At 69.6% G+C, this 25,692-nt stretch carries 32 protein-coding genes; 5 read left to right on the top strand and 27 right to left on the bottom strand.

Annotated elements, in window-relative coordinates:
• Position 1 precedes the first annotated feature (1 nt).
• From QMK24_RS29640 to QMK24_RS29620, 5 genes are all read right to left on the bottom strand, one after another.
• A complete protein-coding gene (locus QMK24_RS29640; protein ID WP_283469896.1) occupies positions 2 to 613 on the bottom strand; it encodes a hypothetical protein in 612 nt (203 codons plus the stop codon).
• Positions 610 to 3,150, bottom strand: coding sequence for an ATP-binding protein (locus QMK24_RS29635; protein WP_283469895.1), 2,541 nt, complete (start codon positions 3,148 to 3,150; stop codon positions 610 to 612). The genes QMK24_RS29640 and QMK24_RS29635 overlap by 4 nt, the downstream gene beginning before the upstream one ends.
• Entirely contained in the window at positions 3,147 to 3,647 is a 501-nt protein-coding gene (locus QMK24_RS29630; RefSeq protein ID WP_283469894.1) for a hypothetical protein, read from the bottom strand. The genes QMK24_RS29635 and QMK24_RS29630 overlap by 4 nt, the downstream gene beginning before the upstream one ends.
• A 65-nt stretch (positions 3,648 to 3,712) precedes the next feature.
• Positions 3,713 to 3,958, bottom strand: a complete 246-nt coding sequence (locus tag QMK24_RS29625; RefSeq protein ID WP_283469893.1) for a TcpD family membrane protein — start codon at positions 3,956 to 3,958, stop codon at positions 3,713 to 3,715.
• A gap of 46 nt (positions 3,959 to 4,004) precedes the next feature.
• A complete protein-coding gene (locus tag QMK24_RS29620) occupies positions 4,005 to 5,108 on the bottom strand; it encodes a conjugal transfer protein (protein ID WP_283469892.1) in 1,104 nt (367 codons plus the stop codon).
• A 188-nt stretch (positions 5,109 to 5,296) separates the two neighbouring features.
• Here QMK24_RS29620 and QMK24_RS29615 point away from each other — a divergent pair, with 188 nt between their 5' ends.
• A complete protein-coding gene (locus QMK24_RS29615; protein ID WP_283469891.1) occupies positions 5,297 to 5,719 on the top strand; it encodes a helix-turn-helix domain-containing protein in 423 nt (140 codons plus the stop codon).
• Positions 5,720 to 6,153: 434 nt separating this feature from the next.
• Here the strand turns inward: QMK24_RS29615 and QMK24_RS29610 are convergent, their stop codons facing one another.
• The 3 genes from QMK24_RS29610 to QMK24_RS29600 form a co-directional block, all read right to left on the bottom strand.
• Positions 6,154 to 8,442, bottom strand: a complete 2,289-nt coding sequence (locus tag QMK24_RS29610; protein ID WP_283469890.1) for a type IV secretory system conjugative DNA transfer family protein — start codon at positions 8,440 to 8,442, stop codon at positions 6,154 to 6,156.
• Positions 8,443 to 8,596: 154 nt separating this feature from the next.
• Positions 8,597 to 9,154 carry a flavoprotein gene (locus QMK24_RS29605; protein WP_283469889.1) on the bottom strand — a complete coding sequence of 186 codons (558 nt, stop codon included), beginning with the start codon at positions 9,152 to 9,154 and terminating at the stop codon, positions 8,597 to 8,599.
• Positions 9,151 to 10,386, bottom strand: a complete 1,236-nt coding sequence (locus QMK24_RS29600) for a helix-turn-helix domain-containing protein (RefSeq protein ID WP_283469888.1) — start codon at positions 10,384 to 10,386, stop codon at positions 9,151 to 9,153. The genes QMK24_RS29605 and QMK24_RS29600 overlap by 4 nt, the downstream gene beginning before the upstream one ends.
• 76 nt (positions 10,387 to 10,462) lie before the next feature.
• On the opposite strand from QMK24_RS29600, the gene QMK24_RS29595 reads away from it, so the two are divergent.
• Both QMK24_RS29595 and QMK24_RS29590 read left to right on the top strand, forming a co-directional pair.
• On the top strand, positions 10,463 to 10,936 hold the full coding sequence (locus tag QMK24_RS29595) for a hypothetical protein (protein WP_283469887.1): 474 nt from the start codon (positions 10,463 to 10,465) through the stop codon (positions 10,934 to 10,936).
• A 625-nt stretch (positions 10,937 to 11,561) separates the two neighbouring features.
• Positions 11,562 to 11,993 carry a hypothetical protein gene (locus QMK24_RS29590; protein ID WP_283469886.1) on the top strand — a complete coding sequence of 144 codons (432 nt, stop codon included), beginning with the start codon at positions 11,562 to 11,564 and terminating at the stop codon, positions 11,991 to 11,993.
• Positions 11,994 to 12,583: 590 nt separating this feature from the next.
• Here the strand turns inward: QMK24_RS29590 and QMK24_RS29585 are convergent.
• The 14 genes from QMK24_RS29585 to QMK24_RS29520 all read right to left on the bottom strand — a co-directional run bounded on the left by QMK24_RS29585 (position 12,584) and on the right by QMK24_RS29520 (position 22,182).
• Positions 12,584 to 13,327 (bottom strand): RapZ C-terminal domain-containing protein, encoded by a 744-nt coding sequence (locus QMK24_RS29585; protein WP_283469885.1) that lies wholly within the window; start codon positions 13,325 to 13,327, stop codon positions 12,584 to 12,586.
• Between the two features lie 143 nt (positions 13,328 to 13,470).
• Positions 13,471 to 13,899, bottom strand: coding sequence for a DUF3307 domain-containing protein (locus tag QMK24_RS29580; protein WP_283469884.1), 429 nt, complete (start codon positions 13,897 to 13,899; stop codon positions 13,471 to 13,473).
• A gap of 64 nt (positions 13,900 to 13,963) precedes the next feature.
• Positions 13,964 to 14,377: a hypothetical protein gene (locus QMK24_RS29575; protein ID WP_283469883.1), complete on the bottom strand. Its 414-nt coding sequence runs from the start codon at positions 14,375 to 14,377 to the stop codon at positions 13,964 to 13,966.
• A gap of 46 nt (positions 14,378 to 14,423) precedes the next feature.
• Positions 14,424 to 14,624 carry a hypothetical protein gene (locus QMK24_RS29570; protein ID WP_283469882.1) on the bottom strand — a complete coding sequence of 67 codons (201 nt, stop codon included), beginning with the start codon at positions 14,622 to 14,624 and terminating at the stop codon, positions 14,424 to 14,426.
• 182 nt (positions 14,625 to 14,806) lie between these two features.
• On the bottom strand, positions 14,807 to 15,595 hold the full coding sequence (locus tag QMK24_RS29565) for a DUF4097 family beta strand repeat-containing protein (protein ID WP_283469881.1): 789 nt from the start codon (positions 15,593 to 15,595) through the stop codon (positions 14,807 to 14,809).
• Between the two features lie 193 nt (positions 15,596 to 15,788).
• Positions 15,789 to 16,436, bottom strand: a complete 648-nt coding sequence (locus QMK24_RS29560; RefSeq protein ID WP_283469880.1) for a hypothetical protein — start codon at positions 16,434 to 16,436, stop codon at positions 15,789 to 15,791.
• Between the two features lie 11 nt (positions 16,437 to 16,447).
• Positions 16,448 to 16,978, bottom strand: a complete 531-nt coding sequence (locus QMK24_RS29555; protein ID WP_283469879.1) for a hypothetical protein — start codon at positions 16,976 to 16,978, stop codon at positions 16,448 to 16,450.
• Positions 16,979 to 17,199: 221 nt separating this feature from the next.
• Positions 17,200 to 19,464, bottom strand: a complete 2,265-nt coding sequence (locus QMK24_RS29550) for a hypothetical protein (RefSeq protein WP_283469878.1) — start codon at positions 19,462 to 19,464, stop codon at positions 17,200 to 17,202.
• Between the two features lie 74 nt (positions 19,465 to 19,538).
• Positions 19,539 to 19,847, bottom strand: coding sequence for a hypothetical protein (locus QMK24_RS29545; protein WP_283469877.1), 309 nt, complete (start codon positions 19,845 to 19,847; stop codon positions 19,539 to 19,541).
• The gene (locus QMK24_RS29540) at positions 19,844 to 20,080 is read right to left on the bottom strand and encodes a hypothetical protein (RefSeq protein WP_283469876.1); all 237 of its coding nucleotides are present in this window, start codon (positions 20,078 to 20,080) and stop codon (positions 19,844 to 19,846) included. Before QMK24_RS29540 ends, QMK24_RS29545 begins: the two co-directional genes overlap by 4 nt.
• A complete protein-coding gene (locus QMK24_RS29535) occupies positions 20,077 to 21,315 on the bottom strand; it encodes a DUF2637 domain-containing protein (RefSeq protein WP_283469875.1) in 1,239 nt (412 codons plus the stop codon). Before QMK24_RS29535 ends, QMK24_RS29540 begins: the two co-directional genes overlap by 4 nt.
• Positions 21,312 to 21,500 (bottom strand): hypothetical protein, encoded by a 189-nt coding sequence (locus QMK24_RS29530; RefSeq protein WP_283469874.1) that lies wholly within the window; start codon positions 21,498 to 21,500, stop codon positions 21,312 to 21,314. Before QMK24_RS29530 ends, QMK24_RS29535 begins: the two co-directional genes overlap by 4 nt.
• The gene (locus QMK24_RS29525; RefSeq protein ID WP_283469873.1) at positions 21,497 to 21,793 is read right to left on the bottom strand and encodes a hypothetical protein; all 297 of its coding nucleotides are present in this window, start codon (positions 21,791 to 21,793) and stop codon (positions 21,497 to 21,499) included. Before QMK24_RS29525 ends, QMK24_RS29530 begins: the two co-directional genes overlap by 4 nt.
• On the bottom strand, positions 21,790 to 22,182 hold the full coding sequence (locus tag QMK24_RS29520; RefSeq protein ID WP_283469872.1) for a hypothetical protein: 393 nt from the start codon (positions 22,180 to 22,182) through the stop codon (positions 21,790 to 21,792). The genes QMK24_RS29525 and QMK24_RS29520 overlap by 4 nt, the downstream gene beginning before the upstream one ends.
• Before the next feature lie 221 nt (positions 22,183 to 22,403).
• On the opposite strand from QMK24_RS29520, the gene QMK24_RS29515 reads away from it, so the two are divergent.
• Both QMK24_RS29515 and QMK24_RS29510 read left to right on the top strand, forming a co-directional pair.
• Positions 22,404 to 23,195: a GntR family transcriptional regulator gene (locus QMK24_RS29515; RefSeq protein WP_283469871.1), complete on the top strand. Its 792-nt coding sequence runs from the start codon at positions 22,404 to 22,406 to the stop codon at positions 23,193 to 23,195.
• 35 nt (positions 23,196 to 23,230) lie between these two features.
• A complete protein-coding gene (locus QMK24_RS29510; protein ID WP_283469870.1) occupies positions 23,231 to 23,551 on the top strand; it encodes a hypothetical protein in 321 nt (106 codons plus the stop codon).
• A 99-nt stretch (positions 23,552 to 23,650) separates the two neighbouring features.
• On the opposite strand, the gene QMK24_RS29505 is transcribed toward QMK24_RS29510, so the two are convergent.
• Genes QMK24_RS29505 through QMK24_RS29485 form a run of 5 tightly spaced genes read right to left on the bottom strand, consistent with a single transcriptional unit; the run spans position 23,651 to position 25,668 of the window.
• Positions 23,651 to 23,893, bottom strand: a complete 243-nt coding sequence (locus tag QMK24_RS29505) for a hypothetical protein (protein ID WP_283469868.1) — start codon at positions 23,891 to 23,893, stop codon at positions 23,651 to 23,653.
• Positions 23,894 to 23,935: 42 nt separating this feature from the next.
• Positions 23,936 to 24,211 (bottom strand): type II toxin-antitoxin system RelE family toxin, encoded by a 276-nt coding sequence (locus QMK24_RS29500; RefSeq protein ID WP_283469867.1) that lies wholly within the window; start codon positions 24,209 to 24,211, stop codon positions 23,936 to 23,938.
• Positions 24,208 to 24,531, bottom strand: a complete 324-nt coding sequence (locus QMK24_RS29495; protein WP_283469866.1) for a hypothetical protein — start codon at positions 24,529 to 24,531, stop codon at positions 24,208 to 24,210. The genes QMK24_RS29500 and QMK24_RS29495 overlap by 4 nt, the downstream gene beginning before the upstream one ends.
• A gap of 13 nt (positions 24,532 to 24,544) precedes the next feature.
• Positions 24,545 to 25,393, bottom strand: coding sequence for a DUF2786 domain-containing protein (locus QMK24_RS29490; RefSeq protein ID WP_283469865.1), 849 nt, complete (start codon positions 25,391 to 25,393; stop codon positions 24,545 to 24,547).
• The gene (locus QMK24_RS29485; protein ID WP_283469863.1) at positions 25,390 to 25,668 is read right to left on the bottom strand and encodes a hypothetical protein; all 279 of its coding nucleotides are present in this window, start codon (positions 25,666 to 25,668) and stop codon (positions 25,390 to 25,392) included. The genes QMK24_RS29490 and QMK24_RS29485 overlap by 4 nt, the downstream gene beginning before the upstream one ends.
• Positions 25,669 to 25,692 lie beyond the last annotated feature (24 nt).

Raw genomic sequence — 25,692 nt, 5'->3', positions numbered from 1 at the left:
GTTACCCCCCGGACAGTGCGGCGGCGACTGGTGAGCCGTGCCCGCTGTCCCCGTCTTGGACGTCCTCGTGTTGGTCGACGTGCCAGGCCCCGCCCTCGTCGACCACGCGCAGCGCGCGGCGGGCGGTGGTGGCGGGCTTGCCCGGCCACTGGACGGTGTAGGTGATCAGGACGCCGTACCCGGCCGGGTGCACCCGGGTCGCGGCTACCTGGACCGTCCCCCCGGCCGTCACAGGCCCGATCGTCGCGCGGTCCGGCCCCGTGGCCGGCGGATGCGTCGGGAGCGGTTCGGGTGTCGACCCGTCGGCATAGGTGGGCGGTGAATCGGTGGGGGACGGCGTGAGGGTGACCGTCTCGGATGGCGTCGGCGTCGGGGTCGGGCCAAGGTGACTGGCCGTGCACTGGGCCACGGTTCCGCCGCGTAGTGCGGCCGTGCTCAACTCACAGGCCCGCTTCCAGTTCTGGGCGTTTGCGGCCTGTTGGTAGGCGCGGGCGGCGGTGAGGGCGTCGGCCGCCGGGTTTTCCTGCGGCGCGTCCTTCTTCGGCGTCGAGGAGCACCCGGCCGCCAGGAGGCACGCCGCGGTGAGTAGTGCGGCCGTAGCGTGGCGCGTCATACCGCTGCCTCCTTTACGGCGCCGACGACGTCGGCCCGGGGCGTGGTGTCCAGGAGCTTGAGGAGCTCGTCGCTCGGTACGTCCCATTGGACGGTGGCGCAGGAGAACCGACGGTCACGGATGATGCAGTGGCCGTGCCTGATATCTCCGTCGCTGAGGATGCCCACGGATTGAATGAGCGCCCGAGTGTGGGCAGTTTTGGGCAGACCCAGCAGCTCGGCAAGCGCGTCCTGTTGGTCCTTCGTGGTGAGCTGGAAACCGGCAACCATGGTCAACTGCTCGATCACACCTACCAGTTTGATCAGGCTCTCGCAGTCCTGCGTGTCGATGACGAGACTCGTGGACAGCGCTCGACCCACCCGGGCGATGTACGACAGGAACGCGGACCCTTCCTTGGTCGCGGTCAAGACGTGCACCTCGGGCACCGCGACGACTTTGCGCAGTCCGCGCAGGTCACGGCGGCCTGCGGTGGTGATGCCGTAGGCGAGCATGGAATGCATGAGCGCGACGGAAAGGCGCTGCAGAACGTTCCAGTCCTCCCGGTCGGTCTCGGCCCCGGGCAAGGACAGCCCGGGAATCTGGACGACCCAGATCCCCGGTTCCGGGGTGAGTGGTGCCTCACCGGTCGGGCGGCCCATGAAGGGGGCGCCGATGCCGGTTTCGCCGAGCTCATAGAGGGCCTCGCCGGTCTCCCGTGCCAGCGGGTCATCCATGCCGCGCAGGTACTGGATCACTTTCCACGTGGCAGGCTCCCCCGCCTTGATCACCTCATTCGTGGCGTGCTGAATCGGGGTCTCGGCGCCCCGGGCCCGCAGGTGCGGCGGAACCGCAATGCCGAGCTGGGCGGGAACCTCGATCTGGGCCCGCTCGGAGCCCTCTTTGTCGAGGAGCTGGAAAAGGTCGCAGACGCCGGCGAACCGGGGCCCGGTCTCGACGAGATGTGCGTTCAACCCGTACCGGCGCGCGGCGGTGACTACCCCGCCAAGGTCGCCCTTGAAATCCAGCGCGAGGCAGTACGCACCGCGGAATCCGGCGTCGAGAATCGAGAGCATCATGGACGTGGTTTTTCCGCGTCCGGATCGGCCGATGAAGGCTGAAGTCGTCGCGTCACCGCGTTCGCTGCCTGCTGTGATGTCGTTCCGGAAGGTCCCGGGGGTGGAGCCGGTGAGGTAGCCGACGATGGGGCCGGAGTCGTCGCCGACGCGGGCGCCACCCCAGAACCAGCTACCGGACAAAGCGGCGACGTCGCGCGTGTGCCCAAAGTCGGGTACGCGGAGCTGGTCTCCGGGTTGGCTTTCGAGCCAGAGCTCGCGTTGCTCCTCCTCGCCGACGCTGACCTCGATACCGAGGCCCCCGTAGTGGCCGATCACAGCGTCTACGCGGGCGCGCAGATCCACTAGGGACACCGTGCTCGTGATGATCAGACGTGGGTGGTCATCGACGAGGGTCACGTCCTCCCGCTGCATGTCGCGCTTGAGGCCAGTCATCACCTCTTCGGTGTCGAGGATCTCTCGGCCGGGGTCTTCCGCGCTCTGCTTGGCAGCGCTTTTACGTTGCTCCTTGGCGAGCCGTCGCGCCTCGTCAACCTTCTTGATGGCGTCGCGTTTGGGCAGCACTCGAAACCGCACGCTGGCCTCAGGGGATACCGGCAGGATCATCGACGCGGGGTCGAGGCCGTCGTCGTCGAGGATGTCCTCTTCTATCTCCGGCACGTAGTTGATCTCAGACAGGATGCGCAGCCACTCGCCGGCGCCGGGGCTTTCCATCTCCTCGGGGAATCCGGTCATGGCCAGGACGGAAACCCAGGCGGCGACCTCACCGCGGCCGTTCACCACCCGCAGGTGATCAGGGTGGGGCAGGATGCGACCCCTCGTCAGACTGGCGAGCTTGGCGCCGCTAATCACGCCGTTGTTCGCCGCCGGGAGCGGTGCGGCCCGCTGCTGTTCCCGCGAGATCATCCACGCGAGCATGTCGACGGAAGCGGGTTGCGCGCGCCACGGCGAGGTTTCCAGGCGCCGACCGAGGCGGCGCATCACCGCGTCGAGCCGTGCGAGCTCGCGCGAGGAGACTGCCGCCGAGGCGACACCGAGGCCCTGTTGAATGCCACGACGGCTCAGCTTTTGGGCCTCCCCCGTCCGCTCCGTCAGCCGAACACCGAGCACCAGATGGCGGCTCGGTAGGCCGATCTGTTCCATGCGGTCGACGCGCGTTGCAGCCCACTCCGGCCAGTTGCCGGCGGTGAACATCTCCGCTGCCTCGTCCAAATAGTCCGCAGCATGCAGCGGAGACCACAGAACGCGGAGGTGGCAGTCCATCCCGGCGAGAGTTCTCGCTAGGGCAGCGTTCGCTTGATCGAGCTCCCCATCGCGGGCCGATTCCGACATCAGATCGGTGTTCGCGTCGGCCAGGACGTACCAGCCCTCAGCGTGCGTGTCCGTGATGATGAGGCCGTCCGCGAGGGCGACGTACTGCGGCGGGCTGGCGGACCGATCCCCGCCGATGCCGAGGAATGTGCCGACCTTCTGCGCGAACTTCACGCCTGTGCCTCCATGTGCTTGCGTGACCTGCGGCCCCGGGCCCTGACGACGGCATCGGGTCCGTACAGGCGGGGTCGGGCGGCCAGGCGCAGCGGGGCGCCGGCTCCGACCGGGTTCGTGTCCTCTGTGCCGAGCCACCGTTCCAGCGCGCCGCCGCCCGGTGCCTCGATCAGGGCATCGGCGCGGGTGCCCCAGCGGGCACGGCGGCTGATCCATTCGCTACGGGTTGCGGCGCGGCGTCCGCCGCAGATGATCGGGCGGTGTCCGAGGACGGCGTACCGGATGCCGATCGCCCAGTAGGCGATGTTCCAGCGGCGATCGACCTTCCGGGATGGCTGTGTGCCGTAGATGACGATGACCAGCGGGGGCAGAAAGTACGCGGTGAACGAGAACCGGTTCGGCAAGCCGAAGAGGAGGAGTAGGGCGCCGCTCCACACGGCGTAGAGGATGAGCCCCAGGACCAGGGCGCGGCGGGGGGTGCCCTCGCCGAGGTCCACGCCGAGGAGCTCATGCTGACGGGTTTCTAGGTCAAAGTGCCGGGTGTATGTCTTGCCCACACGCATCAGGCGGCGCCCGAGACCTTGCCCCAGATGCCGCCCAACATCGCCTGGACACTGTCCGGGAACCAGATGAAGGCGCCCACGAACACCGCGGCAACGCCCATGGTCACCATCTCCCCCCAGTCCTTCTTCATGAAGTGGCCGACGGCCCGGACCGCCAGGACGGCGGCGAACACATTCCCGACGACAACCAGAATCCAGGTCTTGAGTTCCGCGCCTGTGGTCAGCGCGGCTTGGTAGTGGTGCACGGAGGCCCTCCTTTAGGGCAGTGGGTTTCGGTAGGAGCCGGGTTGGTCATGCCGTTCCGCCGTGGATGTTGGCGACCTGCCAGCGCTGGGCGTCGGCGGACGATACGCGGGTGAGTTCCACCCGATAGACCATCTCGACCGTGGCGCCGCCGATCGTCCAGGAGACGCGGGCGGTGCCGGTGCGGTCGGTGCCGCTGCCCGCGTCGGCGGACCAGGACCCCAGGCCCTCGAACTTCACGCCTTCGGGAAGGGGCGGGAGGGTGGCGCCCGGGGCGGTCACTGACTCGGTGTCACCGCCTGCGTAGGCGCGAAAGAACGTCTCGACGGCGGTCTGAGTCGCGGTGGTCAGCGCGCCGTCACTTTCGGATGTCGCGAGCTCGGGCGCTTTCGGACCGGTGGCGGGGATGCCGACGAGCCCCGGGGGTCCGGTCACGATGACGCGTCCGGCCGTCGCGACCACGGGGACATCGAGGCCGAGCCAATGGCTAGCGGCCGGCGCGGGTGTCGTCGGCGGGGCCTGGCCGGTGGCGGCGGGCAGGACCAGGACGTCAACGCGTACCCGGGCCTGGTTCTGCGAACCGAGGGTGACGGCGCCGGGATAGGCCGCCAACACGTCTTGTTTCCCCTTGTTGTTCCAGCCCATCGCCGTATCTGCGGACGCGGGCAGGACTGCGGCCAGGAGCGCGGCCCGCTCGGCGGGCTTGGTGTCATCCCACGTCAGGTAGGCGCGGGCGAATCGCGCGGCGACTGCCTGCGCGTCCGCGCTCGGATAGGCCGGTGCTGATTTCACCGGGGGCGGGGCCGCCGTGCGCGCGGTCGGCGGCCAGATCCAGGCCCGCACGCCGGTGATGGCGGCCAGGATGACCACCGCCCACAGCAGCCCGCGCCCGAAGCGGCGCGCGAACAGGGCCCCTGACCGCTCCTCATGCGTGGCCCACGGCGCGGCCGGTGCGGGTGTGCTCACGGCGGCGGGCCGTCCCGCCGGCTGCCGCTGTTGCTGGAGCTGCGCGGCGGCCGACTCCCAGGGATTGGCCGGGCGCTGCTCGGGGTCACTGCGGGGTGCGATTACCGCACCATTCGGCGCTGCGTTGTCGACCTGTTTTGCCTTCGGTTCCGGAAGGCCGAGCACCATCCGGACGACTGAACCCACCGTTGGCATTGAACCGCAACCTCCCCCGTACTCAAGCGTGTTAGGTGCACGACCTTAGTCCGCGCATTGATCTATGGTCAAAGTTTTTCGTAAGAACTTTCGGAGATTTCGTGGGGCGGGACACACCCGGGAATCCGCTCCCGTGGGGTGGAACCGGAATGGTCGGCAGACCGCTACAGTGCGGCCCCATGCGCGACAACGATCAAGGGACGACGCGGATACTCATCCGAGACGCGCGCACCGCACGGGGCCTGACGCAAGCACAGGTGGCCGCCGCCTTGGGCTGCTCTCGCAGCGCCGTCGCGACCTGGGAAACCACGGGCGGCTTGCCCCGGCCGGACCGCCTGCGCCAACTCGCCGAACTCCTGGGCGTGGCCGTCGCGGAGCTCCTCCCGGGCGGCGCGGCGCCGTCCCTCCGTCGATTCCGCATGGTTGCCGGCCTGCGGCAACTCGACGTCTCGCGGATGCTGCGTGTGGCGACGAGCACGTATTGCGATGTAGAGACGGGACGCCAACGAATCCCCGAGCGCTGGATTCCCCTTCTCGCTGCGTCCTTTTGCGTTTCCGACGGATCTTTACGCGCCCTATCCGAACGGGCGACCGGCAGTTGACGAGAGCGGCATGGGGGCAGCCGGTTGCCTGTCCAGAAGCGTACATCAGCACTTCGGCCCATCACTGGCCCCCTCCATATTTCTCCTCCCAGGTTGCCGCACACATTCTCTGGATGGCGTCGAGCGACGCTCCCGCCCCGCCTTCCAGGACGACACCCAGACCCCGCCTAATCCTGCTTTTCTTGAGAAGCCAACGCACGCGCGGCGCAATCTCGTCGAGAAGATCATTCGCACGATCGTTGGAAATCGGGGCAATAGGCCATCGCATGTACCAACAGGCGCCGATCAAGGCCGGGGCGACGTCGTCAGAATGTTCCGCCTGATAGGCCCACAGTCGACCGCCCTCTAGATCCAGAGTCACGAAACAGGCCCCAGTGGTCCGGAGATCGGATCGGCCCTTCGCTAGGTAGTTACGGATGACATCCGGCCGAGTGTTACTTTCCGGCACGCTGCGCCCCTTCGGTCTCCGGTTCGCCTGCGCTGGTTTCCTGGCGCGGAACCGTTCCGTTTCGCTCCTGCCATTGACGCCATTGCGTGAGCCAGGCCGTGAGCTCCGCCTCGGTGTAGAACGAGGTCTGCCCATCGGTGACACCCTCAGGGAAGGTGATTCCCCGGGCAATGCCGCGCTTTCCGTATGTCCGCACCGTGGATGCCTTCCACGGCACGATGCCCCGCTCGAACGCCTCGGCCAGAGAGAACGTTTCGGGCAGTGCCTCTTCGTCGATGGCCGCGCCGGCCTCGGGTACGGCTCCTGTTGCGCCCCCTGTTGCGTAGGCCGGGACGCCAGGGCCCGTAGCGTGCTGTGAGCTGGGAAGAGACACCGTTTCCCCCGCCCCTGAACCGGACGCAACAGGCGGCAGCGACACGGGTCCGTACTTCCCTCCCGGCAGGAACGCCATGACGCCCGCAGTCTCGTTGACCTCGGCCAGGAGCTCGGGCGTGATCCAGGGCGCCATTTCCCCGCGATCGAACCAACCGGGCGCCTGCGGGCACTGCGCCAAAAGGCGGGCAACGTCCGGAGTGATATAGCTCGCCTGAAACTCCCGCACATACAGGTAATCGGCGTTGGGGTCCTTGGTCTTGTCCGAGTAGGCCCCCCGGCCCTTCACTTTGGTATCGAATCCGAGAACCGGTGTGCTTTGCCCAAAGGCCACGCCCCACGAAACGCGGTCTTGTCCGCCGACGATAAAGCGTGCTCCGATCTGTGCCCGCTCCATAGTGCCGCCGAAAAGGGAGTTGGCGAATTGCTGCGTTCCGACGACGACACGGTGATCGGATGATCGGCCCTGCAAAAGGATAATGCCGAGCCAGTCGAGAAACGGCGGTGACCCCTTCGCTTTCAGGCCGTGTCGCCACCACGTATAGGCCATCTTGATAAGAGTCGGAAGTTCATCGACAACGAGCGTGCGGGGCACCAAATGACGCCGCAATGCGGGATCGGCACCCTTTTCCACCGCAGCCTCCGCAGCCATCATCGATGTAAGGAATTCACCGAAGGCGGAGATACATGCACGGGTCGTTTTGTGCACGCGGACGCCGGAGAACCCCTCCGCTTCGCGCAGGCTGTTTCTCTTCGTATCAAGAATGTCGATGAGTTCGCCATTCTGGCGCCCGTGCACTACGGGAATGTAGAGAACGGTGGACTTCCCGGAACCGGTGTCACCGGCCACCCCCCAGTGCGGGGTGGCCGTTTTCGTCTGGACAACCGCGTCAACGAGCATCCCGTTCTCGACCGCCTGCCCGACGTAGACACTGGACGGATCTCCCGTGGGCTTCCACGAAAGAGATTCAGGAAGTCGTGGGATCGGTTTCGGCTTTGGTTTCAATGTCCATCGTGCGTAATGCTCCGTTCCGGTGCGCTGCCACACAGCAACCCAATCTCCCGGCATACGCTCGTCGATGACGCGCTCGATTGCCGCTACCGCCTCGGGCCCGCCCATCCATTTCACTGGCACACGAAGCACGATTCGGGCGTCCGGTTCTGAAATGTCGGCCGAGACCGACAGCCACCGATTGCGGGCCTCGGTCTCCTCCATCCGTAGGATTTGGCGCAGCGCCACCCAGACGCCGGGCGCGAGGATTTCCTCGTCGGTCCACTCGCGGGGCCGCCACCAATCGAGTCCGGCCGGTCCGGTCACCGCAGCAACTATCAGCGCGCCCGCAATGCCCAGGAGCACCAGAGGAGTTGTGTCGGGATACCGCCACAGTCCCCACGCGAGCGGGAGAGGGGCCAGGCGGACCGCGGAGCGCGCCACCCGGGGCCATCGGTGCCATACCGCCAGGACGTGCCCGACGCCCACTAGGAGGCGCCACACGGCGCGGACGGGGGCGGTGACGGCGCGGGTGACCTTGGACGATCGGCGGAGGGGGGTGGCCTTGATGAGCGAGACGGATGAGGCGTGCGCGCCGAGCTCCTCGACGGGCCGTTCGCTGGGCTCGTCGTCGGGCAGGGGCGCCCCGGCCTTCCACCAAGTGGACTCGCTGCGGGGCGGGCCGGTGAGGTCGCGGCCTGAGACGTAGCGACCGATCCCGCCGACCACGGCGCCGGCTCTGCGCTCGATTCCCTCGTTGAACGCCTTGCGTTCGGCGCTGCCGGGCTTGCCCGATTGGTTGGCGAGCACGGCCAGGAGCACGAGCGCGGTGAAGGCCGCGCCGCCACCGGTCAGGGCTCCGCCGGGCAGATGAGCCAAGAGCCCGTGCAGATCCGGCATGGCTGACGTCATGTTCCCCTCCGTTCGCGCGGTTCTGACGGACTGAGATCATTCCGCGCCATTCAGTGATCCTCGCTCATACGTCCGACAGTCCGTGACCTGTTTTCCTGGCATAACGAGACGCCCGGCCCACAGGGGGCCGGGCGTTGGGTTCTTTTTGATCGGATCAGTTCGCGGACTCAGCGGGCAGAGCGGCCATGGCAGACGCCCACGGATACGCATCGAGGTTGCCGTGTTTGGGCGGATGCGGAGTGAATCCGTCGCCGCCGAGGAGCACACGCACGCCCTGTGCACGGAGGAACTCCACGCTGAGATCGAATACGGGGTGTGCGGCCTGAGCGTTGTTCAGGTAGGGCAGGGCGACGATCGGCAGGTTCAGGCCGAGGCCCTCGGTAAGGAGACCGAGGGCGAGAGTGTCGGCGTGCCCGCCCGCCCATTTGTTGGTCGTGTTGAAGGTCAGGGGCGCCACGAGAAGGGCGTCGGGGGCGGGCAGGATGTCCGACTCGGAGGGCAGTTTGTAGCGGTGCCGCACGGGATGGCCGGTGAGCTCGCGCAGCTCGTCGAGTTCCCCCGGGTCTTCCTCCTCCGCCCACCGATGGGCGGAGGGCGTCAGGATCAGGCAGACGTCCCATCCCGTGCTCTGGGCGGCGCGAATACCGGTGGCGATACGACGAGCGGGCGGGGCGGCGCAGGCGATCAGGTACAGGGTGCGTGGTGTAGTCACCCGGGCAGTCCACAGCGATCAGCCAACGCCCGCAACCGCCCTTCCGCGCTGCCCGCGCCGAGTAGCCGCAGGTCGTCGACGAGTTGCCGGGTGCGTGGCCGACACCGGACCTCCTCGGCCGCCTCCTCCTCGGCGCGGAGCAGCGTGCTCACGGCCTCCTCGCGTCGGCCTGCCTGAGTCAGCCCCCGGGCGAGGTCGGCGAGGTGATGTGCGCGGCGCTCGCGGGGCAGTGCGTCGAGGGCGCCGACGGGGATTGCGTCGGCGGCGGCGACGGCTTCCGCGCCCTCGGAGAGCTGGACGTGAGCCGCCGCCCGGTAGAGCGCGCAGTTCGTCGGACCGTAGGCCGTCCACAACGCGTTGCCGTCGCCGCCGAGCTGTACGGCGTGCTCGTCGGCCTGGTCCAGGAGCAAGGGCACTGCCCCGGCCGCAGCGTGGCCGTCGTCGAGGTCGGCCGCCGCCGCCGAGGCCATGGCCGCTTTGAGGTAGAGCATCCCGAGGGTGGACAACCCAGCCGGGCCGAGCGTCACCAACGCGGGCTCAAGGCGGCCGGCGGCGGCGATGGCGAACGCGGCGGCGGCCTTGGCCTGGCCGTGGCTGGTCATCGCGTCGGCCAAATGCCGGGCGGCGCTGGCCATGATGACGGGGTCCTCGGACCGCTCGGCGCTGGCGACCGCGCGATGACCGGCGGTGCATGCGAGGTCGCTGTCACCGGCCTTGATGGCGGCGGCCTCGGCTAGCTGGAACGTCATGGAAAGGGCCCGGAACGCCGCGAGTTGGTCATCGCCGCGGTAGTGGGCGGCGGCCCGGTTGGCGTCGACCAGGAGGACGGGCACGAGTCGACCGAGCGAGGCAAAGTGGCTGCTTTGGAAGGAAGTCCAGCCATACGCGACGGCCCGCCGCAACGCCTCGATGGTGACCGGTTCCCCGTCGCTGGCGTCACACGTACCGGTGATGACGTCGTGGCGCTGCACGGCTGCGCGGATCGTCGCCAATTCGCGGGCATCCACGCACTCGGCACCCGGCACGTCGGACAGCAGGACGTCTAGGCGTACCTGGAGGACGCGGGCGGCGTTCTCCAGGACGGACAGTCGGGGATCTCTCTGCCGTAGGCCGCCTTCGAGATCCTGAACCCAACGGCGGGACTGTCCCATGAGGGCCCCGAAGTCCGCTTGCGTCATATGGCGGCGCTCGCGCCAGTAGGCCACGCGCCGGCCGATTCCCCGACTGTCCATGTGTGGTGCTCCGGACTTCTGCGATGCACGCAGTGTGCGTGCCTACAGTCCGTTGTACTCCCCTTACGGTGCGGTTATGAACCAGTCCGCAAACCCCGTCAAGTCGGCCTGGTCTGCGCTGATCAGACCCGATACCCAGACGGTGCGTCTCCTGCGCAACGCCCCGCCCAATTCCACCGAGCTCGTCACCTGCGGCACGGCGTGGGACGCGCTTGTCATCGCGCCGCTTGAGCGCGGCCTCGCCGCCCTGGACGCCTTGGAGCTCCCCCACGATCGAGGGTATCCGGTGATCGCCGACTACACCCGCGAGGAGCTCATTCTCCTCGTTGCCCCGGGCAGTGCCCACGGCTGCACGATCCAGGGCGTACGCGTCCTGTCGCGCGGTTCGTGGCTCTTGACCCCGGTCGGCGTCCGGGGGTCCTGGTCCGCCACCTGGCTCAGCCGTCCGGCACCCGATGCGCCGTGCCATTACGTCGATGCGGACGACGTGCAGGCGGCGTTGGTCCGCGCCGACACGGAGCAGTCGACGGATTTCCGCCGCTCCCCTTGATCCCGCGCGCCGCCCTCCCCCCGTGGGGGCCGCGCGCGGCATTGGAGCCCCTAGAGCCCCCGTCTCGGCTCTAGGGGCTCTCCCCTTGCTCTGGTCCTGCGGGGCGCCCAAGAGGACCCTGGACATGTGGCGAGGAAGAGCGTCCGGACGTGCAGCCAATGCGGCAGCCAGCTACCAGAGGGCTGCCGGCGGTCGCGCCGGTACTGTTCAGCGGCCTGCCGCACGAAAGCGTGGCGATGGAAGCGTGAGCGCGAGGAATGGTGGCGGAGCAACATCGAGTTCGCCGCCGCCCTGCGCGAAGGCCGCCCGTACCACCGCCCCCGGCACCGCTGCCCGGTCTGCAAGGGCTGGTGGTTCACCGGCGAGGCCACGGGCGGCAACCGCAAGCGGGTGGATGCCCTGTACTGCTCGCCGAGGTGTCGCACTCGGGCCTACCGTCAGAGGCATTCGCGTTCAGAAGGCGTCACCCCGTGACGCCTTCACGTGACGCTATGGGGTTCTCGCATCGCGTCCGGCGGTCATGCCGAGTGCTCATATTCTGTGAGCTGGGGACATATGGGGTCGGGGCCACGATGCACGCACGCTGCGTGCTCTCCATCCGCTCGGCCGCTCGTACCGTCCCGCTATGGCCCACACAACGAATACCCCCTCGAACTTTGGCCCGCGCGACGGGTCCGCGGTCGAGCTGGCGAAGAGTGAGACCTCCCCGGTAGGGCATGAGCCGCCCGCCTTCGCACATGACCTTGTTCGCACTCTCCGCGCGGCGGGCTCCGCCGTGGGCGGACTCGTCACCCTCGGCTCGTCGAGCGATGTCTCAGTGAACGCACTCACCGCCGTGGTGTGCGCCGGCTCCACCCCGGCCGCCGCGCTGCAAGCGGCAGCAGACTTCGCGCGACAGGCCCCCGGCCTGGAACCTCACTCCCTCGCGCTGGCCCGAGTACCCGGACCATGCGAGGGAGTGTGGGAGTGGCACATCACCATGACCGTGAGTTCACGCGATCCCATGACCGGCGAGTACGGCGGTTCCACCCATCACGCCGACCCGGGGTCAAGCTGATGCAGTGACCGCCGAACGGCGAGCGCGACCCTAGGGGCTCTTCTCTATCCAGACGCGGGAGGTCACGCTTCGCCTGAGATCGGGCTCCGGCGCTTCTATCGGGAGCTACGACGGCCGAGGATGCCGGCCATCAGAATAAACGGGGTCAGCGCGACGACGGCGAAGAGGACGAGTCGGCCTGACCATCCCAGTACGGCGCCGAGCAGGCCAAGAACAGCAGCCGCAGCGCCAGAGGCAGCCCCAGCCGCCTGTACCAGGCCGTACCCTGCCGCTGTCGCCGCCAGGGCCATGACCGATACGGCAACGGCGAGCGCCGCCGCGTGGTGACCTCGGCGGTGCAACGGGCCAACAAGCCAGCCAAGCAGCCCAGGTACCGGCCTCACTCCAGGGCTGGACTCCACTTGGCTCACGAGTGACTCCTTAGTATTCAGTCGGGACAGGCCCAGTATCCCCGTCACGGACTGTCGCTGTCGTGAGTACGGCTACCTATCCGTGGGCCTTGGTAGCGCCTCCTCCCCCCGCCCAAGCACGAGCGCCCGACCCCTCACCAGGGGTCGGGCGCTCGCGTGTTTACCGGGTGCGTGCTGGGCCTACCGCTTGACGACGTCCCGGTGAATGTCGCGGTGTTCGGCCGTGACCCTGGCCTCGGCGCCGTACTGCGTGGCGAGGTAATTGATCATGGCGGCCGAACGATGACGGCCCCCGGCGCAGCCGACGGCGACGCGCACCGTTCCCGCCGAGGGACCGGCGCGGAAGGACTCGACGGCGGCGAGGATCGCGCGGGCAAGCTCGGGGACGCCGTCGGTGTCGAACACCGTCCGCATCACGAGTTCGTGTTCGGCGGTGAGCTGCCGCATCTCGGGGTTGATGTGGGGGTCACGGAAGTGCCGGCGCATGTCGACGACGAGATCGGCCTCGGGGGCCGGACCGTGTAGGAATCCGAAGCTGACGAGTTCGATCTCGGCGGGGCTCTTGCGCAGCTCCTCCGCGAGCTCGACCTCGGCCTCGGCGACCCCTTCCGCGGCTCCCTCGATCCCGGCCTCGGCGATGCGGCCGAATACCTCGATCCGGCGGCGGGCGTGCGCGATCAGTTCGGCCGAGGAGACCGACGGCGGAACCGCCTTGCTGCCATTGAGATACGGGGCGGCCTCCTCGCGGATCTCGGCGAATTCTCGCAGATTGGTCCCCGTCTTCTGGAGTTCGTCATGCCGGGCGACGACGTCCTCGAATGCGATCCGGGCGGCGGTGGCCACGCGCAGCCGGTCCGACTCGCGCTGTAACTCGGCGAGCTCGCGCAGCGCGTCGAGCGTGTGGCGTCCGGTGTTGCTGGTCATGCTCTCGGGTCCTCCCCCGGCCGCCGGGCGTGCTGCACGGCGGCTCTTGCTGATGCGGAACATGGTGTCGGGTCCTTAACTCTCGGCCGTGCCAGCGGCGGCTGCTGTCCGACCTGCCTCGGCGATGCGGCGGTGGTATCGGGTCAGTCCCGGACGGCGAGGTACGCGGCGATTGCCTCGGCCAAGTGGTGTGTTGCCTGGTCCAGGAGATAGGCGCCGCCGAGCGGGCCGCCGAGGTTGTAGAAGTTGGCTTTTCCGATGGCCTCGGCGGTCTTGCGCACCGGCCAGCGGCGATCAATCACGTAGTGCGTGGCACCGGACAGGGCGAGGGCGGCGGCGATACTGCGGGGCCGCAGGCCGAGGCCGAGGACGTGGTTTCCGACCAGGAGCGCGGCGGCCTGTGTGGCGACATACGAGGCGGCGTGTCCCCCATTGGCCTTGTGCCCTTCGGCGCCCGGCTTGGCCTTGTGCTGCGCTTGGTGGTCTGTTTGCACCCAGTGGTCGGCGACGTCGGCGGCGGCGCGCAGGAGGGCGTATACGGCGGGGTAGGCGGCGGCGCGGTTCACGGTCATGGTGGCGTTCCTTCCGGTTGCGGGACCGGGGCCCCGGTCGGGGCCCCGGCGGCGAGTGCCGGCGCTACTTCCGGCGGTCGCGGTCGCAGTCGTGGGCCGCCGGGTCAGCGAGGTGGGCCTCGAACGCGGCGGCCTCGTACGGGGTCCACAGGCGAGCGGCGATCGTCCGGCCGCAGTCCTCGCACGACCAGGTGCGCGGGCCGTTGAGGCGGCCGTATGCGAGGCGGTGCGCGGGCTCGGTGAGGTCGGTCACCGTGCGGTCGACGGCGGCCAGGGCGACGATCGCGACGACGACGATGTACGCGACGCGGGCGAATCCGCGGACGTGGTCCGCGAGTTGCGCATCGAGGAGCCACGCGGCGCCGAGAGCGGCGGCGGGTGCGGCGGCGACGTGCACCAGGCCGAGGCCGAGGAGGAGCAGCCGGGCCGAGGCTGCCGGGATCGTGTGCAGGACGTTGCTTTGGCTGGACGTGTTCATGTGGTCGGTTCCTTCCAATCAGTTCAGCGGTGGGCGGGTTGCGGAGTCAGCGGCCGGTCTTGCGCATCTCGTGCGAGTGGCACAGGACGGGGCCGATCAGGAGGCCGATTCCGTTCACGGTCCACCGGCCCTCGGTGAGCGGGCCGGGCTCGACCTCGTCCACGATTCGGCCGGTCTTACCGACCGCGCGGGAGTCGTCCGCACACGCGGTGATTTTGACTTCGTCGCCTGCGTCGAATCGCGGCATGGATTTCTCCTTGATCAGCGGTTCAGGGGCCGGGCCTCGGTCGAGGCCCGGCCGTCGAGCGGGGGCGGTCAGACGTGGCCGTGCAGGAGGATGACGGCCGTCACGATGGGGAGAGCCACCATCACGACGAGGCACAAAGCGCGCATGGCGCGGGACCTTTCGGGAGGACGGCAGGCCGGGCGCTACTTGCTGACGCGGCCGTTGCGGGTCGAGGTCTGGACGTCGAGGCCGGTCCGGTTCGTGCCGTGCAGGCGGATGTTTCCGTTGTAGGAGCGGGCCTCGATCTGCCCACTTGCGGCGGGCGAGGCGGCGAGGCGGATGCTCCCGTTGTGGGTGATCAAGCGGGCGGCGGTGCCGCTGTACGTGCCGATCTCGGTGTCTCCGTTATGTCCCTCGATGTCGGCCCACTCCTGGACGACGTCGGCGTCGGTGTGCCCGTTGTGGGTGCGGACCTTGATCCGACCGACGACTCCCGTGCGGATGTGTCCGTTGTGGCCGCTGTAGTCGAGGGCGGCGAGGACGCCGGACACGGTGAGGTTGGCGTTCCGGCCGTTCATCCGTACGCCGGAGCCGGCGGGGAGGGTGACGCGGACCTCGATCGGGCTCACGACGGCGCTGCCCCCGGAGATCCCGCCGGAGATGACTCGGCCGTTGACGATCGTGACGCCGGTCATGGTCTGGCCCCGGCCGACGCTGGTCACGTTCTGGATGAAGTTCCCGCTGCCGTAGACGCTCACGCCGACGTTGGACCCCTCGACCTCGGGGACCGTGATCGACAGGCGGTTCCCGTCCTGCGTGATGCGGGTGCGGCGGACGGCGTCAGCAGACGGGCCCTCGGCGTCCTTGGTGCTGATGACGACGCGGGCGACGGTGGCGGCCGGGTCGATCGTGACGAGCACCTCGCCCATGTCGGCTTGGACGGCAGCGAGGATCGGTCCGGCGGCGGCGGCGGTGTGGGTCTGCTCGGTCATGTCTTCCCCCTGTTGGGTCGGGTAGTTGGTGCGTTTCTTACGATGACATAAGTCGCAGATGAACTACAAGTTGAACTGTAAGTTGGCTTGAAACTGTCGAGACCTTCGGATACTCGCCCGACATGACGGCGCCCCCGGGCCCGGCTCTCGGCTCTTGGCTCTCGGGGGCGCACACGGGCCGGTGCCGGCCTGGTCAGTCCTCGCCGTCGGCGTCCTTGGCGCGGCGCATCTTGCGCTCGTGCCGGCGCTCGCCCGCGGCCCCGGCCTCCCGGATTCCATCTCGTGCGGCGCCGATCCCCTCGCGGCCCAGGTCGCTGACCGAGCTGACGGCCGCGGCCCCGGCATTGGCTACCTGTCCAGCGGCGGCGGCGGTCTGCCCGACGGCTCCCGCCACGGCGGCGACGGCGCCGAACGCTGCGGCGAGACTCCCGCCGGTCGCGCGCCCGGCGGGCTTGGCAGGTCCGGCCGGGGCGGCTTTGCCTGATTTCGCGGCAGCGGCGGCGGCGGCGCGAGCGGCTTTGGACTGCACAGCACCCGGGCCCTTGGCGACGAGAACGCCCTCGATGTTTCCGCTCTTGAGCTCCAGCCGGAACGGCTTGCCCTCCTGAGCCTGAGTGAGCGTGTGCAGCTGTGCCGTGGTCAGGTTCTCGACCTGAAAGAAGCACTGGGCCCGACTGCGACGTTTGCCCGTGGCGTCGGCGTGCATCTCGCCGCACGAAGCGTTGATGATGCCGCCCGAGGGGATGAGCGTCAGCTCGCGCGGGATGCTGCCCGCCCCTCGGCTCGGGCAGCGGACGGGGGCCCCGCCGACAGTCAGTTTCCGGATTTTGAGCGCGCTCATGGCCGAGGCTCCTATCGGTTGTTGATCGTTGCCGTTGCGGTCGCCTTGGCACGGCCGAACAGTCCGGCGGTGGCGGTGGCCGTGGCGGTGGCGGTCTGCTTCTTGCCGCCTCGGCCGCGCTGGACGACGGCGGCCACCAGGGCGACGACGAGCGCGAGGACTACGGCGATCTTGGCGAGGAGGACCAGGGCGGCGGCGAGGGTCGCGGCGGCCTCGGCAAGGAACGTGAGGGCGTAGGCACCCAGGGCGAGCGAGGCGGACGCCGAGACCAGGAGGAGCGCCGTCGTCTTGGCCCATGCGGGGATGGCGGTTGAGGCGGGGGCGGAAGCCGCGGGCGCGGCGCCAGCGGGGATGGACGGGGCGTAGTGATAGGCCGTGCGGCCGTCGAGGAGGCGGACCTCGACCACGGTCGGAATGGCCTCGGGCGCGGCGGTGGGGCGGTATTCGGCGGGGTGGCCCGACATCGGCTCGGGCCGGTACACGGGGAGGGCCTCGGCGCGCGGGGGGATGGTCTCGGCATAGGCGCGGGCGGTGTATTCCATGATCGGCGGCACTCCTCGGCATGATCGCTTTACGGGGGGTTTGTGACATCAGTACGGGCCGGGTCGGATCGGGTTACCGCAGGTCAGAGGCCCGTACGGGGCCGGTACGCGGGCCGGTGGACCGGTTCGACGTACCGGGCCGGGAGGGGCCCGTACGTACGGCGTACCGGGCGCTGACCTGCGGCGTTCCGATCCGTACGGACCCCGTCCCGAGGGACGTTTCAGGCAATCCCGGCGGCCTTGCGCAGGTCCGCGAGGTAGTAGCCGTTCGCCCTTCCGCCGCTGGTCCAGCTCCGGACGGTCAGGGTGCGGTCCGAGTTGGCGAGGGCCTCGTCGAGGGCCTTCCGCAGGGCCGTTCCGCCGGTCCGGACGTAAGCGGCCTGGTCCTCCTCGCCGACGGCGAGGGCTGCGGGCGCCCACGTCGAGGGGTCGAGTTCGGCGAGGCCGTCGAGGATTTCGGCTGTAGCGAGGCGGTCGGGGTTCTTCCGTTCCTCGAACACGGCGATCAGGTCGGCGAGGACCCCGCCAACGCGGGCGGCGCGTCCGGCCTGCCCCGCCGCCTCCCCGGCCAGCGTGCCGGCCTCGATGCGCAGGGCCCGGCCGCGCTCGCAGATGGCCCGGAAGGCGGGGAGCTTGATCAGCAGGGAGCGCATGAACCGGAGTCCGGTCTCGTCAGCGTGAATGCCCATGCCCTTGAACGCGGGCGCAAGATCCTTCGCGTTCCAGCCGCTTGCGCTCGAACCGGTGCCGAGGACGGAGTCACTCATCTGGTACGTGGCGCACAGATGGGCGATGCGCTGCGGAATGGCGTCGCGCAGCGCCGAGGGGACGGCGTCCCCGGTCGGCTTCTGCGAGGCGAGGAGCGGGATCAGACCGACGGCCGGGCCGACCTTGGCAAGAGTGATGAGCGCCTTCTCGATGCGCTTTCCGTAGGTGAGCTTGTCGTCCTCGTTCTCCTTGTTCTCGTCCTCCAGGTACCGCTGCAACTCGTCGATGATCAGGAGGACCGGGTAAATCTTGTAGTCGCGGGTGATCTCGGGCGTGAGCTTTCCCTCGGGGCACACCTCGTCGGGAAGCTCGAACAGCGCGTCGTATCCCTCTTCCATTTCGGCGACGAGGTCTTCGAGGACGCGGGCCAGGCGCCGGACGGCGGGCTCGGTGACACCCCGGACGTATGCCTCGGCAATGAGGGCCGTAGCGGACCAGTCCTTGCCGCCCTTTCCGTCGGCGACGATCACCCGGCAATGCGCGTCGAGGACGGCCGCAGCAGCAGCCGCACGGGCCGTGAACGTCTTGCCCTGGCGGGGCATCGCGCCGACCAGGAGGCCGAAGAACAGGAGCTCGATCGCGGTAATGCTGCCGGTCTCGTCCACGAACGTCGGGGCGCCGTCCCAGATGTCCCAGCTCTCGGCCGTCTCCAGCGGGGAGCGCACCGCGTCGCCTCCGAAGGGGTGCGAGTCAGCAACGCGCATGTATACGCCGCCCTCGTGCCCGTCCTGACGGATCGAGAGCTGGATCGCGTCCACGGCCAGGGCCGCCGCGAGGGCCTCGCGCTTGGCGCCGACTTCCTTCGCGGTCTTGCCGGCGGACCGGGGGAGGTCGAACCGGACCACACTCGCCCTGTCGGCGGGCTCGCGGGCGATGAACCCCCGAATGGTGACCTCCTCGCCGTCCTTGAGGATGCCGACGTTCCGGGCGCGCAGCGCGGCGTTCAGGCCCTCGTCGGTCAGGACCCCGGCGCCGGTGAAGTCGGGGGTGTCCATCAGCGCGAACGTTCCATCGGGCTGGCGGCGGATCAACTCGCGGCGGCCGAGGGCGTACAGGACGCCGAACACCGGCAGGAGAGAGGGCGCGGCCATGACCCATCCCCAGGTCTGACCGAGGGCCAACAGGGCGGCGGTGTACGTGGTGCAGCCGGTCAGGCCGTAGACGGTGATCGGCTCACGGCGGCGGGCTTTGGCTTCCTTGCGGCGGTCGGCGCGCAGATCGGCGATGTGCTCGGGCCCCGCTTTGGTGCGCCTGACCTTGTCCGCGATCTCGCCGTATTCGGTGGCCCCGAGGTAGGACCAGGCGTCACGGCCGCCGACGCGGGCACCCAGAGCGCTGACCTGGACCGCGCGCCACAGGTAGACCGGGGAGCGCAGGGCGTGGAACTGCGCGGCGTTGGTCCACTCGGCGCGGCGCTGCCGCCATGCCCCCGGGTCGGTGAGGGACGCGGGGATAAGGGTCCGCAGGGTCCAGCCGTCGCGCTCGTCGAGGATTTCGAGGACCCCGGCCTCTTCCTCGGCCGGGGCGCCGGCGGGGGCGTCCGCCTTGCCCAGGTGCACGGTCCCGGTGGTCAGGTCGGCGAGCCCGGCCGGGGAGGTTCGGGCCGCCTCGCGGGCGGCCTCCGCGATGCGGGTCAAGGTCTCGGGGTCGCGGTAGGCGGCGAGGTCGACGAGCTGCGCCTCGGTCTCGCTACCGGGGGTCTCGGTGGTGGTGGACATGCGATGTTCCCTTCTCGGGGCCCGGCCGCCGGGGGCGGGCGGCCGGGCATGGTGCATGGGGGCGGGGCGCGGTATCAGGTGGTGGGGCTGAGGTCGGCCGCGTCGAGTTCGCCGAGTGCGAGGTGAAGCCGGGCGCGGGCGGTGTCGGCGGCGCAGCCGACGGCCGTCCCGTAGGCGAGGGACTGCCGGGCGTCCTCGGCGGCCTTCCAGGCGGCGGCCACGTGGCGGTTCGACAGAGGCGCGGTCTCCAACGCGAGGTACACGAGGCCGAGTTCGGCGCAGGCACGGCCGAGGTGCGGGTGTTGCGCGGCGGCCTCGGCGTCGGCCCGGTCGGCGAGCTCGGCGGCGATCTGCCGGTACACGCTGCGGTCGGTGGCGATCACTTCGCACTCTCCTTCTTGGCGGCCTTGGCCGCCTTGGTGGCGTTGCGAACGGCGAGGGACTTTGCACCGGCCCGCAGGACAGCGGGGCCCCAGAGAAGGAGGGCCAGGAGGAGGGCGCCGATAAGGGCTGCGGGGCCCCATCCGTGCGCCGGAACGAGGCGGATCATCACGTACGTGCCGGCGGGGGCCGCGAGGATCAGGGCGCGGGGCGGGGTGTGGGAGGTGGCACTCATCGGGCGTTCTTCCTCTCGGCCTTGACGTGGTCCCGCAGCCGCATCGCGTAGCGGTAGTTACCGCCGCCGACGGCCTGCCGGACGTTCTTCACGGACAGGTGCGCGGCGCCGCCGAGGAGGTCGGCGAGGGCTCTCACCTGCGCAATGTGCGCGGCGTCGAGGGGCCTGTCAGGGACCTTCGGAGCGGTCCGGCCGGAGACTCGGCCGATCGCTTGCTTCCCTTTGCGCCCAAGGGTTTTCGCCGTTCGACCACTCTTGTTCGGCCCGCCGCTCGGTCCGCCCGAGGAGCGGCGCGCGGCCGGTCCGTCGTCGCCTCCGTCCGGCGGGAACAGCTCTCCGAGGAGCTGCTCGACGACAAGGGTTTCGACCCCTACCCCGTGGGCTGCGGCGAGCGCCTTATCGGCGTGGCCTCGGCGGGCAACAACGCGGGCCGTGGTGGCGAGGTCGGCTCCGTGCTCGTCACGCCACGCGGTCCGCCATGCCTCCTCCGCGTCGACCGTGGCGAAGGGATGCGCGGTCAGGATGTCGAGGTACCGGCTGTAGACCGTGGGAAAGCGAGTCCGGCGCTTGCGGTCATGCCGACGGCGGCGGCGGTCCTCCCGGCGCTGCGCCTTGGTGCGGGTGGCCTTGGTTCCGTGACGGCCCCAACCGCGGACCTCCCAGAAAAACACGGCGGCGTAGCTGGCGGCGGCGAGGACCCACGCGAGCCAACCGCCGGACGACTCGGGAGCGTGCGAGTAGTTGATGAGCGCGGCGAAGCTGGCGCAAGCCCACATGACCACCCGGAAGCGGCCTGCCGGGCGGCCCTCCCTCTTGGCCCGCTCGCCGGACGTGGTGGCCACCCACGCCCCGGCCTCCAGCATCACGGCCAAGCACAGGGAGATCACGCCGGGGAGGTTCTCGCCGTTGAGGGCGCGGAGCTGGAAATACAGGGCCGCAATGATGCCCGCCGCCATGACGATCAACGCGCCTGTGGTGTCGCCCTCGCGGCGGAGCTTGGCGAACAGCTCGCCGCGTGCCGCCTTGCGCTCGGCCTTGCGGCGGGCCCGCTCGCGGTCGGTCTCACGGCGGGTACGGCGGCTGCGCTCCTCGCGCTCGGCCTCGTCCTGGCGGCGCAGTTCAGCGGCGGCGAGCTCGCTTTTCCGCTTCTGCTCGGCGGCGGCGAGGGCGTCGGCGCGGTCCTGTTCGCGGTCGGCAACGCGGTCTCGCCGGCGCTCGTTGTAGAAGTCGTTCACTGGGGGGTCTCCTTGCGGGGGGAGGCGAGAGAGTCGAGGGCGGCGCGGTCAGCGCGGCGGCGGCTTTCGGCGGCCCAGAGTTCGGCGCACTGGGCGGCCCGGTGGGCAGTGGCCCGGTCGGTGAGCCCGTGGCGGGCGAGGGTCTCGGCGGAGACGTCGCGGACCAGGGCGCACACGGCCGTCACGGCGCCGTGGTCTGGGCGGGGATTTTGGGGGCCGTGGCCGGGGTGCCCGTGGCGCGAAAGTCGGCGGCCAACCGGAGGGCGAGGCGGAAGAGCACGGCGCTCCCCGCGAGGTAGGCGGCGGACTGGACCGCAGTCACCACGGCGGCGAGGAGGGTCACCATCACAGGGGCGGTGAAGTGAACGACGACGCCGAGGAGGAGGACCAGGACCAGGAGCGCGGCGGGGTGCAGCCGGTCAGCTCGGTGGATCAGGGCGCGTGCTGCGGTCGGGAGGGCGCGGCGGTTGATCCTCATGCGGCTCGCCCCCCGAGGACCTCGTCGAGCTCGTCGCGCTGGTAGCCGTCGGCGTCGTCGGCGGCCTGCAACTCGTCGGCGAGGACGAGGAGGCGGCCGTACGCGCGGGGGACGTCCACGAATCCGGAGTCGAGCATGTCGACGAGGGCGGAGACCCGGGTGTACTGCTCGGTGAAGCTTTCGAAGCACGCGGCGTCGTGCTCCTGGTCACTCAGACCAGCGGGGATCTCGCGTCCGGTGCCGAGTACGAGGTCGAGGTCGAGGCCGATCACGGCGCCGAGGTCGAGCCGCTCGTCTGCGGTCAGGGTGCTGAGGGGAAAGGCTGCGGAAGAGGGGGCGATAACGGCGATTCGCGAGATCGTCGCGGTTTCGGGCATGGTGGTGCTCACGCGGATCAACTCCCTATCGAGTCGGTTCGCCAGCGGCCCCGATGCGTCTAGCCACGCTCGGGGCCGTGCCCCGTTAATGGGGTCGGCGGTCGTACTGAGCCGGAAGCAATCCTAGGATTACTCTGGCACGTGACGACCATGACACCTACCGTGGGGACTGTCAAGCAATCCTAGGATTGAGTGTGTTGTACTTGGGTGCAGACGACAGAGGGAGTGACCACATGGCCGCGAAGTGGCAGGCGCTGGCAGAACGAATCGCGGCAGAAATTCGCGATGGCACGCGCGCGCCTGGTACGGCCCTGCCGTATATCCGCGAGTTCGTCGCCCAGGGCGAGGGATCGAAGGCGACCGTGAATAGGGCGTACCAAGAGCTAGAGGCCGACGGATACGTGATCTCGGTGCGCGGGCAAGGGACCGTGGTCCGCGACCGCACGCCGGTACGCGTCCCACTCGATCGGTACAGCCGCACTCTCGATCCCACCAGCACGCGGGGCCCGTGGGAGACGGCTACCGCCGAGCAGGGCCTCGACGGGCGGATGGTGGTCGACGATCCAGCCGCCTCAACTCTCGACGCCCCGGCCGATGTCGCCGAGCTCCTCGAACTGGCGCCGAGCTCCCCCGTCGTCTGCCGCCGCCGGCGCGCCATGATCGGCCGCGACGTCGTCCAACTGCAAGAGGCGTGGTACCCGCTGGACGTGGCCGAGGCCGCCCACCTCGACCGCCCAGAGAAGATCATCGGCGGCGTCCTCGCCGCCCTCATTGCGGCCGGCATCACTCCCGCCGCGATGTCCGAGTACGTCACCGCGGAAGCGCCCACCGCCGACCAGGCCGCGCGCCTTGCCATAGGAGCTCGGGTCTCCGTGCTCCTGGTCGACCACGTCACATACGACCAGACCGGCCGTGCCGTCGAGCTCGTGCGCATGGCAGGCGCGGCCGACCGGCTGCGCCTGGCGTACGAGCGCCTCCCTCTCCAGATCCGTCGCCCTCGAACCGGCCGCCCGACCACGCCGTGATACGCAGCCCTGACCGCGAACAGGAGCGTTCATCCATGCCCGATCTGGCACCAGCACAAGCCGCGTACGTCCAGGCGGAAAACGAGCTGCGGCTCGCCGGCACGCTCGCTGAACTCGCCGAGTCAACCGGCCTGGCCTTCCGCTCGATCACGAACGATGACGACCTCGGCCCGTACCTCGTCGCGGTCGACGGCGAACTCGTCGGCGAGGTCCGCCACCACGGCCCGGGGGCCGTCCTGCACTGGCGCGCCCACCCGCTCATCGGCGGGCGCCGTGCACCGGACGACGACGAGGGCCGCGGCTCGTACGTCACGCTGCGCGCCGCCGCCGCGTCCTATCTCCCGGGCCACCAGTAGCACCGCCCGACCCCAGCACAAGAGCGCCCGGCCCCGGAAGGGGTCGGGCGCTCTTGCGTTCCCGGGCTCCAGCTCGCCGCCCGAGATTTCCCTCGCGTATCAAGGCCGAACGTGGTCCCCGTCGTACAGGTAGGGAAGGTGTGCGTTCACCGTGCGGGCGGGCGGCGTGAGACCGGCGGCGTTCTCCAGCTCGGCAGGAGTGCGGTACTGCTGGCCGGAATCGGGGTCCAGTTCAAAGCCGGGTTTGGGCCGTACGCCATCCGTGCGGCCCAAACTCATGAGTCGCTGGGCGGCGTCGAGAGTGGCGGGCGTCATTTGCTGCCCGTCGGGGTTCGTCGGCATGGGCAACTCCTGTTGGCATGGGCCGTTGGCCTCGGTCGCGGGTCAGGGGCCGGAGACGATGACGACGATGAGCACCTCTCGCCGGCTCTCATCGATCCGATAGAGAACACTCGTCCATGCGATCCGGTCCGCCACGGTGAGTAACGCCGTGTAGAGCCCGCCGACACGGTCCGGGTAGAGCTCGCCGAGGCTGTGGGGGCGCTCGGCGAGCTGCTTTTCGAACGCCAGGATCGCGGCCCGTTCCTCGGCGGTGGCCGAGGCGAGAGCGGCCCGGCCGGTGTCGCTGTAGACGACAGACCAAGAAGCGCTGGCGCTCACCGGCCGAAGCCCTGGGGGCCCTCGTCGTCGAGGATCTGGGCCGAGGTCCACCGAGGCGCCTTCGGGTCAGCGCTCGCGGCGACGGCCGCGAGGATGCGCGGCGCGGTGCGCATGACGAGGCGGTGCCGCCACACCCGGACCAGGGTCGCGTACGCCTGGGGGTCGTCGAGGTCCAGCTCGCCGAGGGCGGCCTCGAACTCCTCGCGATCTGCCGGGCTCGCCGCGGTGAGGGCGGCGCGCAGTTGGGTCACGGTCCGTGGGCCCCCGTGCGGGTGGGTGTGGAACAGGTCGAGGGGTTCCTCGGCGGGTGCTGCGCTCATGGGTTCGTTCCTCTCAGCTCTCGGCCTTGGTGAGGGTGAGGCGGTGGCTGGACTCCAGCTCGGCGGCGGCCTGGTGGGGAATGACGAGGATGCCGTCGAGGAGCTCGCGGGCCTTGGCGTACGCGGCGTGACGCTCGTGTTCGCCGCCGGCACCGTCGAGTGCGCGCTCCAGGAGGGCGCGGGCCTTGCTGATGGCGGCGCGCTCCTGCTTGGGCAGGTGACGGACGCCGGTCTTGCGGGCGTGCTCGTCGGCCGCCTGCCATGCGGTCTTGAGGATGCTGACGGCTTCCCGGTACACGATGAGATCGTTGCCGCGCCGGGCATCCTCGGCCCCGTCCATGGCGTGATGGAACCATGCGGTGGTCGGGACTGTGACATCAGCGAGGGCGGGGCGGTCGAGGAACGCTAGGACGTCGGCGACGTACAGGCCGTATGCGTCACGAACCGTGTCGTGGTCAGCCTCGATGGCACGGCGGCGGCCGAGGTCGGCGGCGGCGCGCTCGCGTTGCGCAGCCTTGCGGCGCCGGCGGCGGCGGCCCATGGACACGGTTACTGCGGCGATGCCGAACGAGAGCGCGCATCCGCCAACTGCGAAGAGCAGCCAGAGCGGGAGGCCGGAACCGTCATCGTTCTTGTGGCCGCCGGTTCCCTTGGTGGCCGAATCGATCTCATGGGCATTGCTGAGGAAGACGTCGGACCCGAGGTAGAGAGCGCCTGTCGCGACGCATCCGAACACCAGGAGAGTGAGCACGCGTCCCCACTCGGCGCGCATCCATGCTCTGAGTGCACCGATGGCGACCCCGAGAATGACGAGGTTCCCCAAGACGAGAACGCCCCAGTGGGCCGTGTCGCGCCCGGTCATGCGGCGGACTTCCTGCCCTTCCCGGCCTCCTGCTTGTTCTTCTCGCGGTTGGCGGCAGCCTGGGCGAGCCAACCGGGATGCGCTTCCTCAACAAGGGTGCGCAGGTATTGGGAGGTGATGCCGGCCTCGCGGGCAACGGCGGACAGGTGGCCGTATCTCGTGGAGGTGACCGCCGCCTCGACAGCGGCGTCGAGAAGGGCAGCCTTGTCCTCCTCGGAGGTTTTGGCGGACTTCTCAGCCTTCCGACGCAACGCGTCGAGCGATGTAGTGGTCATGCTGCGAGGATCGCACGGTTTGCA

The sequence above is a fragment of the Streptomyces sp. PH10-H1 genome (assembly GCF_030063355.1).
Lineage (GTDB): Bacteria > Actinomycetota > Actinomycetes > Streptomycetales > Streptomycetaceae > Actinacidiphila.
This window is presented reverse-complemented; position numbering and strand designations above follow the sequence as displayed.

Coding starts and splice junctions, on each gene's coding strand:
- QMK24_RS29485 (WP_283469863.1), bottom strand. CDS start 25,668: ATGACCACTACATCGCTCGACGCGTTGCGTCGGAAGGCTGAGAAGTCC.
- QMK24_RS29585 (WP_283469885.1), bottom strand. CDS start 13,327: ATGACCAGCAACACCGGACGCCACACGCTCGACGCGCTGCGCGAGCTC.
- QMK24_RS29525 (WP_283469873.1), bottom strand. CDS start 21,793: ATGAGGATCAACCGCCGCGCCCTCCCGACCGCAGCACGCGCCCTGATC.
- QMK24_RS29610 (WP_283469890.1), bottom strand. CDS start 8,442: ATGACGTCAGCCATGCCGGATCTGCACGGGCTCTTGGCTCATCTGCCC.
- QMK24_RS29510 (WP_283469870.1), top strand. CDS start 23,231: ATGCCCGATCTGGCACCAGCACAAGCCGCGTACGTCCAGGCGGAAAAC.
- QMK24_RS29580 (WP_283469884.1), bottom strand. CDS start 13,899: ATGACCGTGAACCGCGCCGCCGCCTACCCCGCCGTATACGCCCTCCTG.
- QMK24_RS29570 (WP_283469882.1), bottom strand. CDS start 14,624: ATGCCGCGATTCGACGCAGGCGACGAAGTCAAAATCACCGCGTGTGCG.
- QMK24_RS29640 (WP_283469896.1), bottom strand. CDS start 613: ATGACGCGCCACGCTACGGCCGCACTACTCACCGCGGCGTGCCTCCTG.
- QMK24_RS29515 (WP_283469871.1), top strand. CDS start 22,404: ATGGCCGCGAAGTGGCAGGCGCTGGCAGAACGAATCGCGGCAGAAATT.
- QMK24_RS29600 (WP_283469888.1), bottom strand. CDS start 10,386: ATGGACAGTCGGGGAATCGGCCGGCGCGTGGCCTACTGGCGCGAGCGC.
- QMK24_RS29560 (WP_283469880.1), bottom strand. CDS start 16,436: ATGAGCGCGCTCAAAATCCGGAAACTGACTGTCGGCGGGGCCCCCGTC.
- QMK24_RS29505 (WP_283469868.1), bottom strand. CDS start 23,893: ATGCCGACGAACCCCGACGGGCAGCAAATGACGCCCGCCACTCTCGAC.
- QMK24_RS29590 (WP_283469886.1), top strand. CDS start 11,562: ATGGCCCACACAACGAATACCCCCTCGAACTTTGGCCCGCGCGACGGG.
- QMK24_RS29550 (WP_283469878.1), bottom strand. CDS start 19,464: ATGTCCACCACCACCGAGACCCCCGGTAGCGAGACCGAGGCGCAGCTC.
- QMK24_RS29615 (WP_283469891.1), top strand. CDS start 5,297: ATGCGCGACAACGATCAAGGGACGACGCGGATACTCATCCGAGACGCG.
- QMK24_RS29540 (WP_283469876.1), bottom strand. CDS start 20,080: ATGAGTGCCACCTCCCACACCCCGCCCCGCGCCCTGATCCTCGCGGCC.
- QMK24_RS29565 (WP_283469881.1), bottom strand. CDS start 15,595: ATGACCGAGCAGACCCACACCGCCGCCGCCGCCGGACCGATCCTCGCT.
- QMK24_RS29495 (WP_283469866.1), bottom strand. CDS start 24,531: ATGAGCGCAGCACCCGCCGAGGAACCCCTCGACCTGTTCCACACCCAC.
- QMK24_RS29555 (WP_283469879.1), bottom strand. CDS start 16,978: ATGGAATACACCGCCCGCGCCTATGCCGAGACCATCCCCCCGCGCGCC.
- QMK24_RS29575 (WP_283469883.1), bottom strand. CDS start 14,377: ATGAACACGTCCAGCCAAAGCAACGTCCTGCACACGATCCCGGCAGCC.
- QMK24_RS29490 (WP_283469865.1), bottom strand. CDS start 25,393: ATGACCGGGCGCGACACGGCCCACTGGGGCGTTCTCGTCTTGGGGAAC.
- QMK24_RS29595 (WP_283469887.1), top strand. CDS start 10,463: ATGAACCAGTCCGCAAACCCCGTCAAGTCGGCCTGGTCTGCGCTGATC.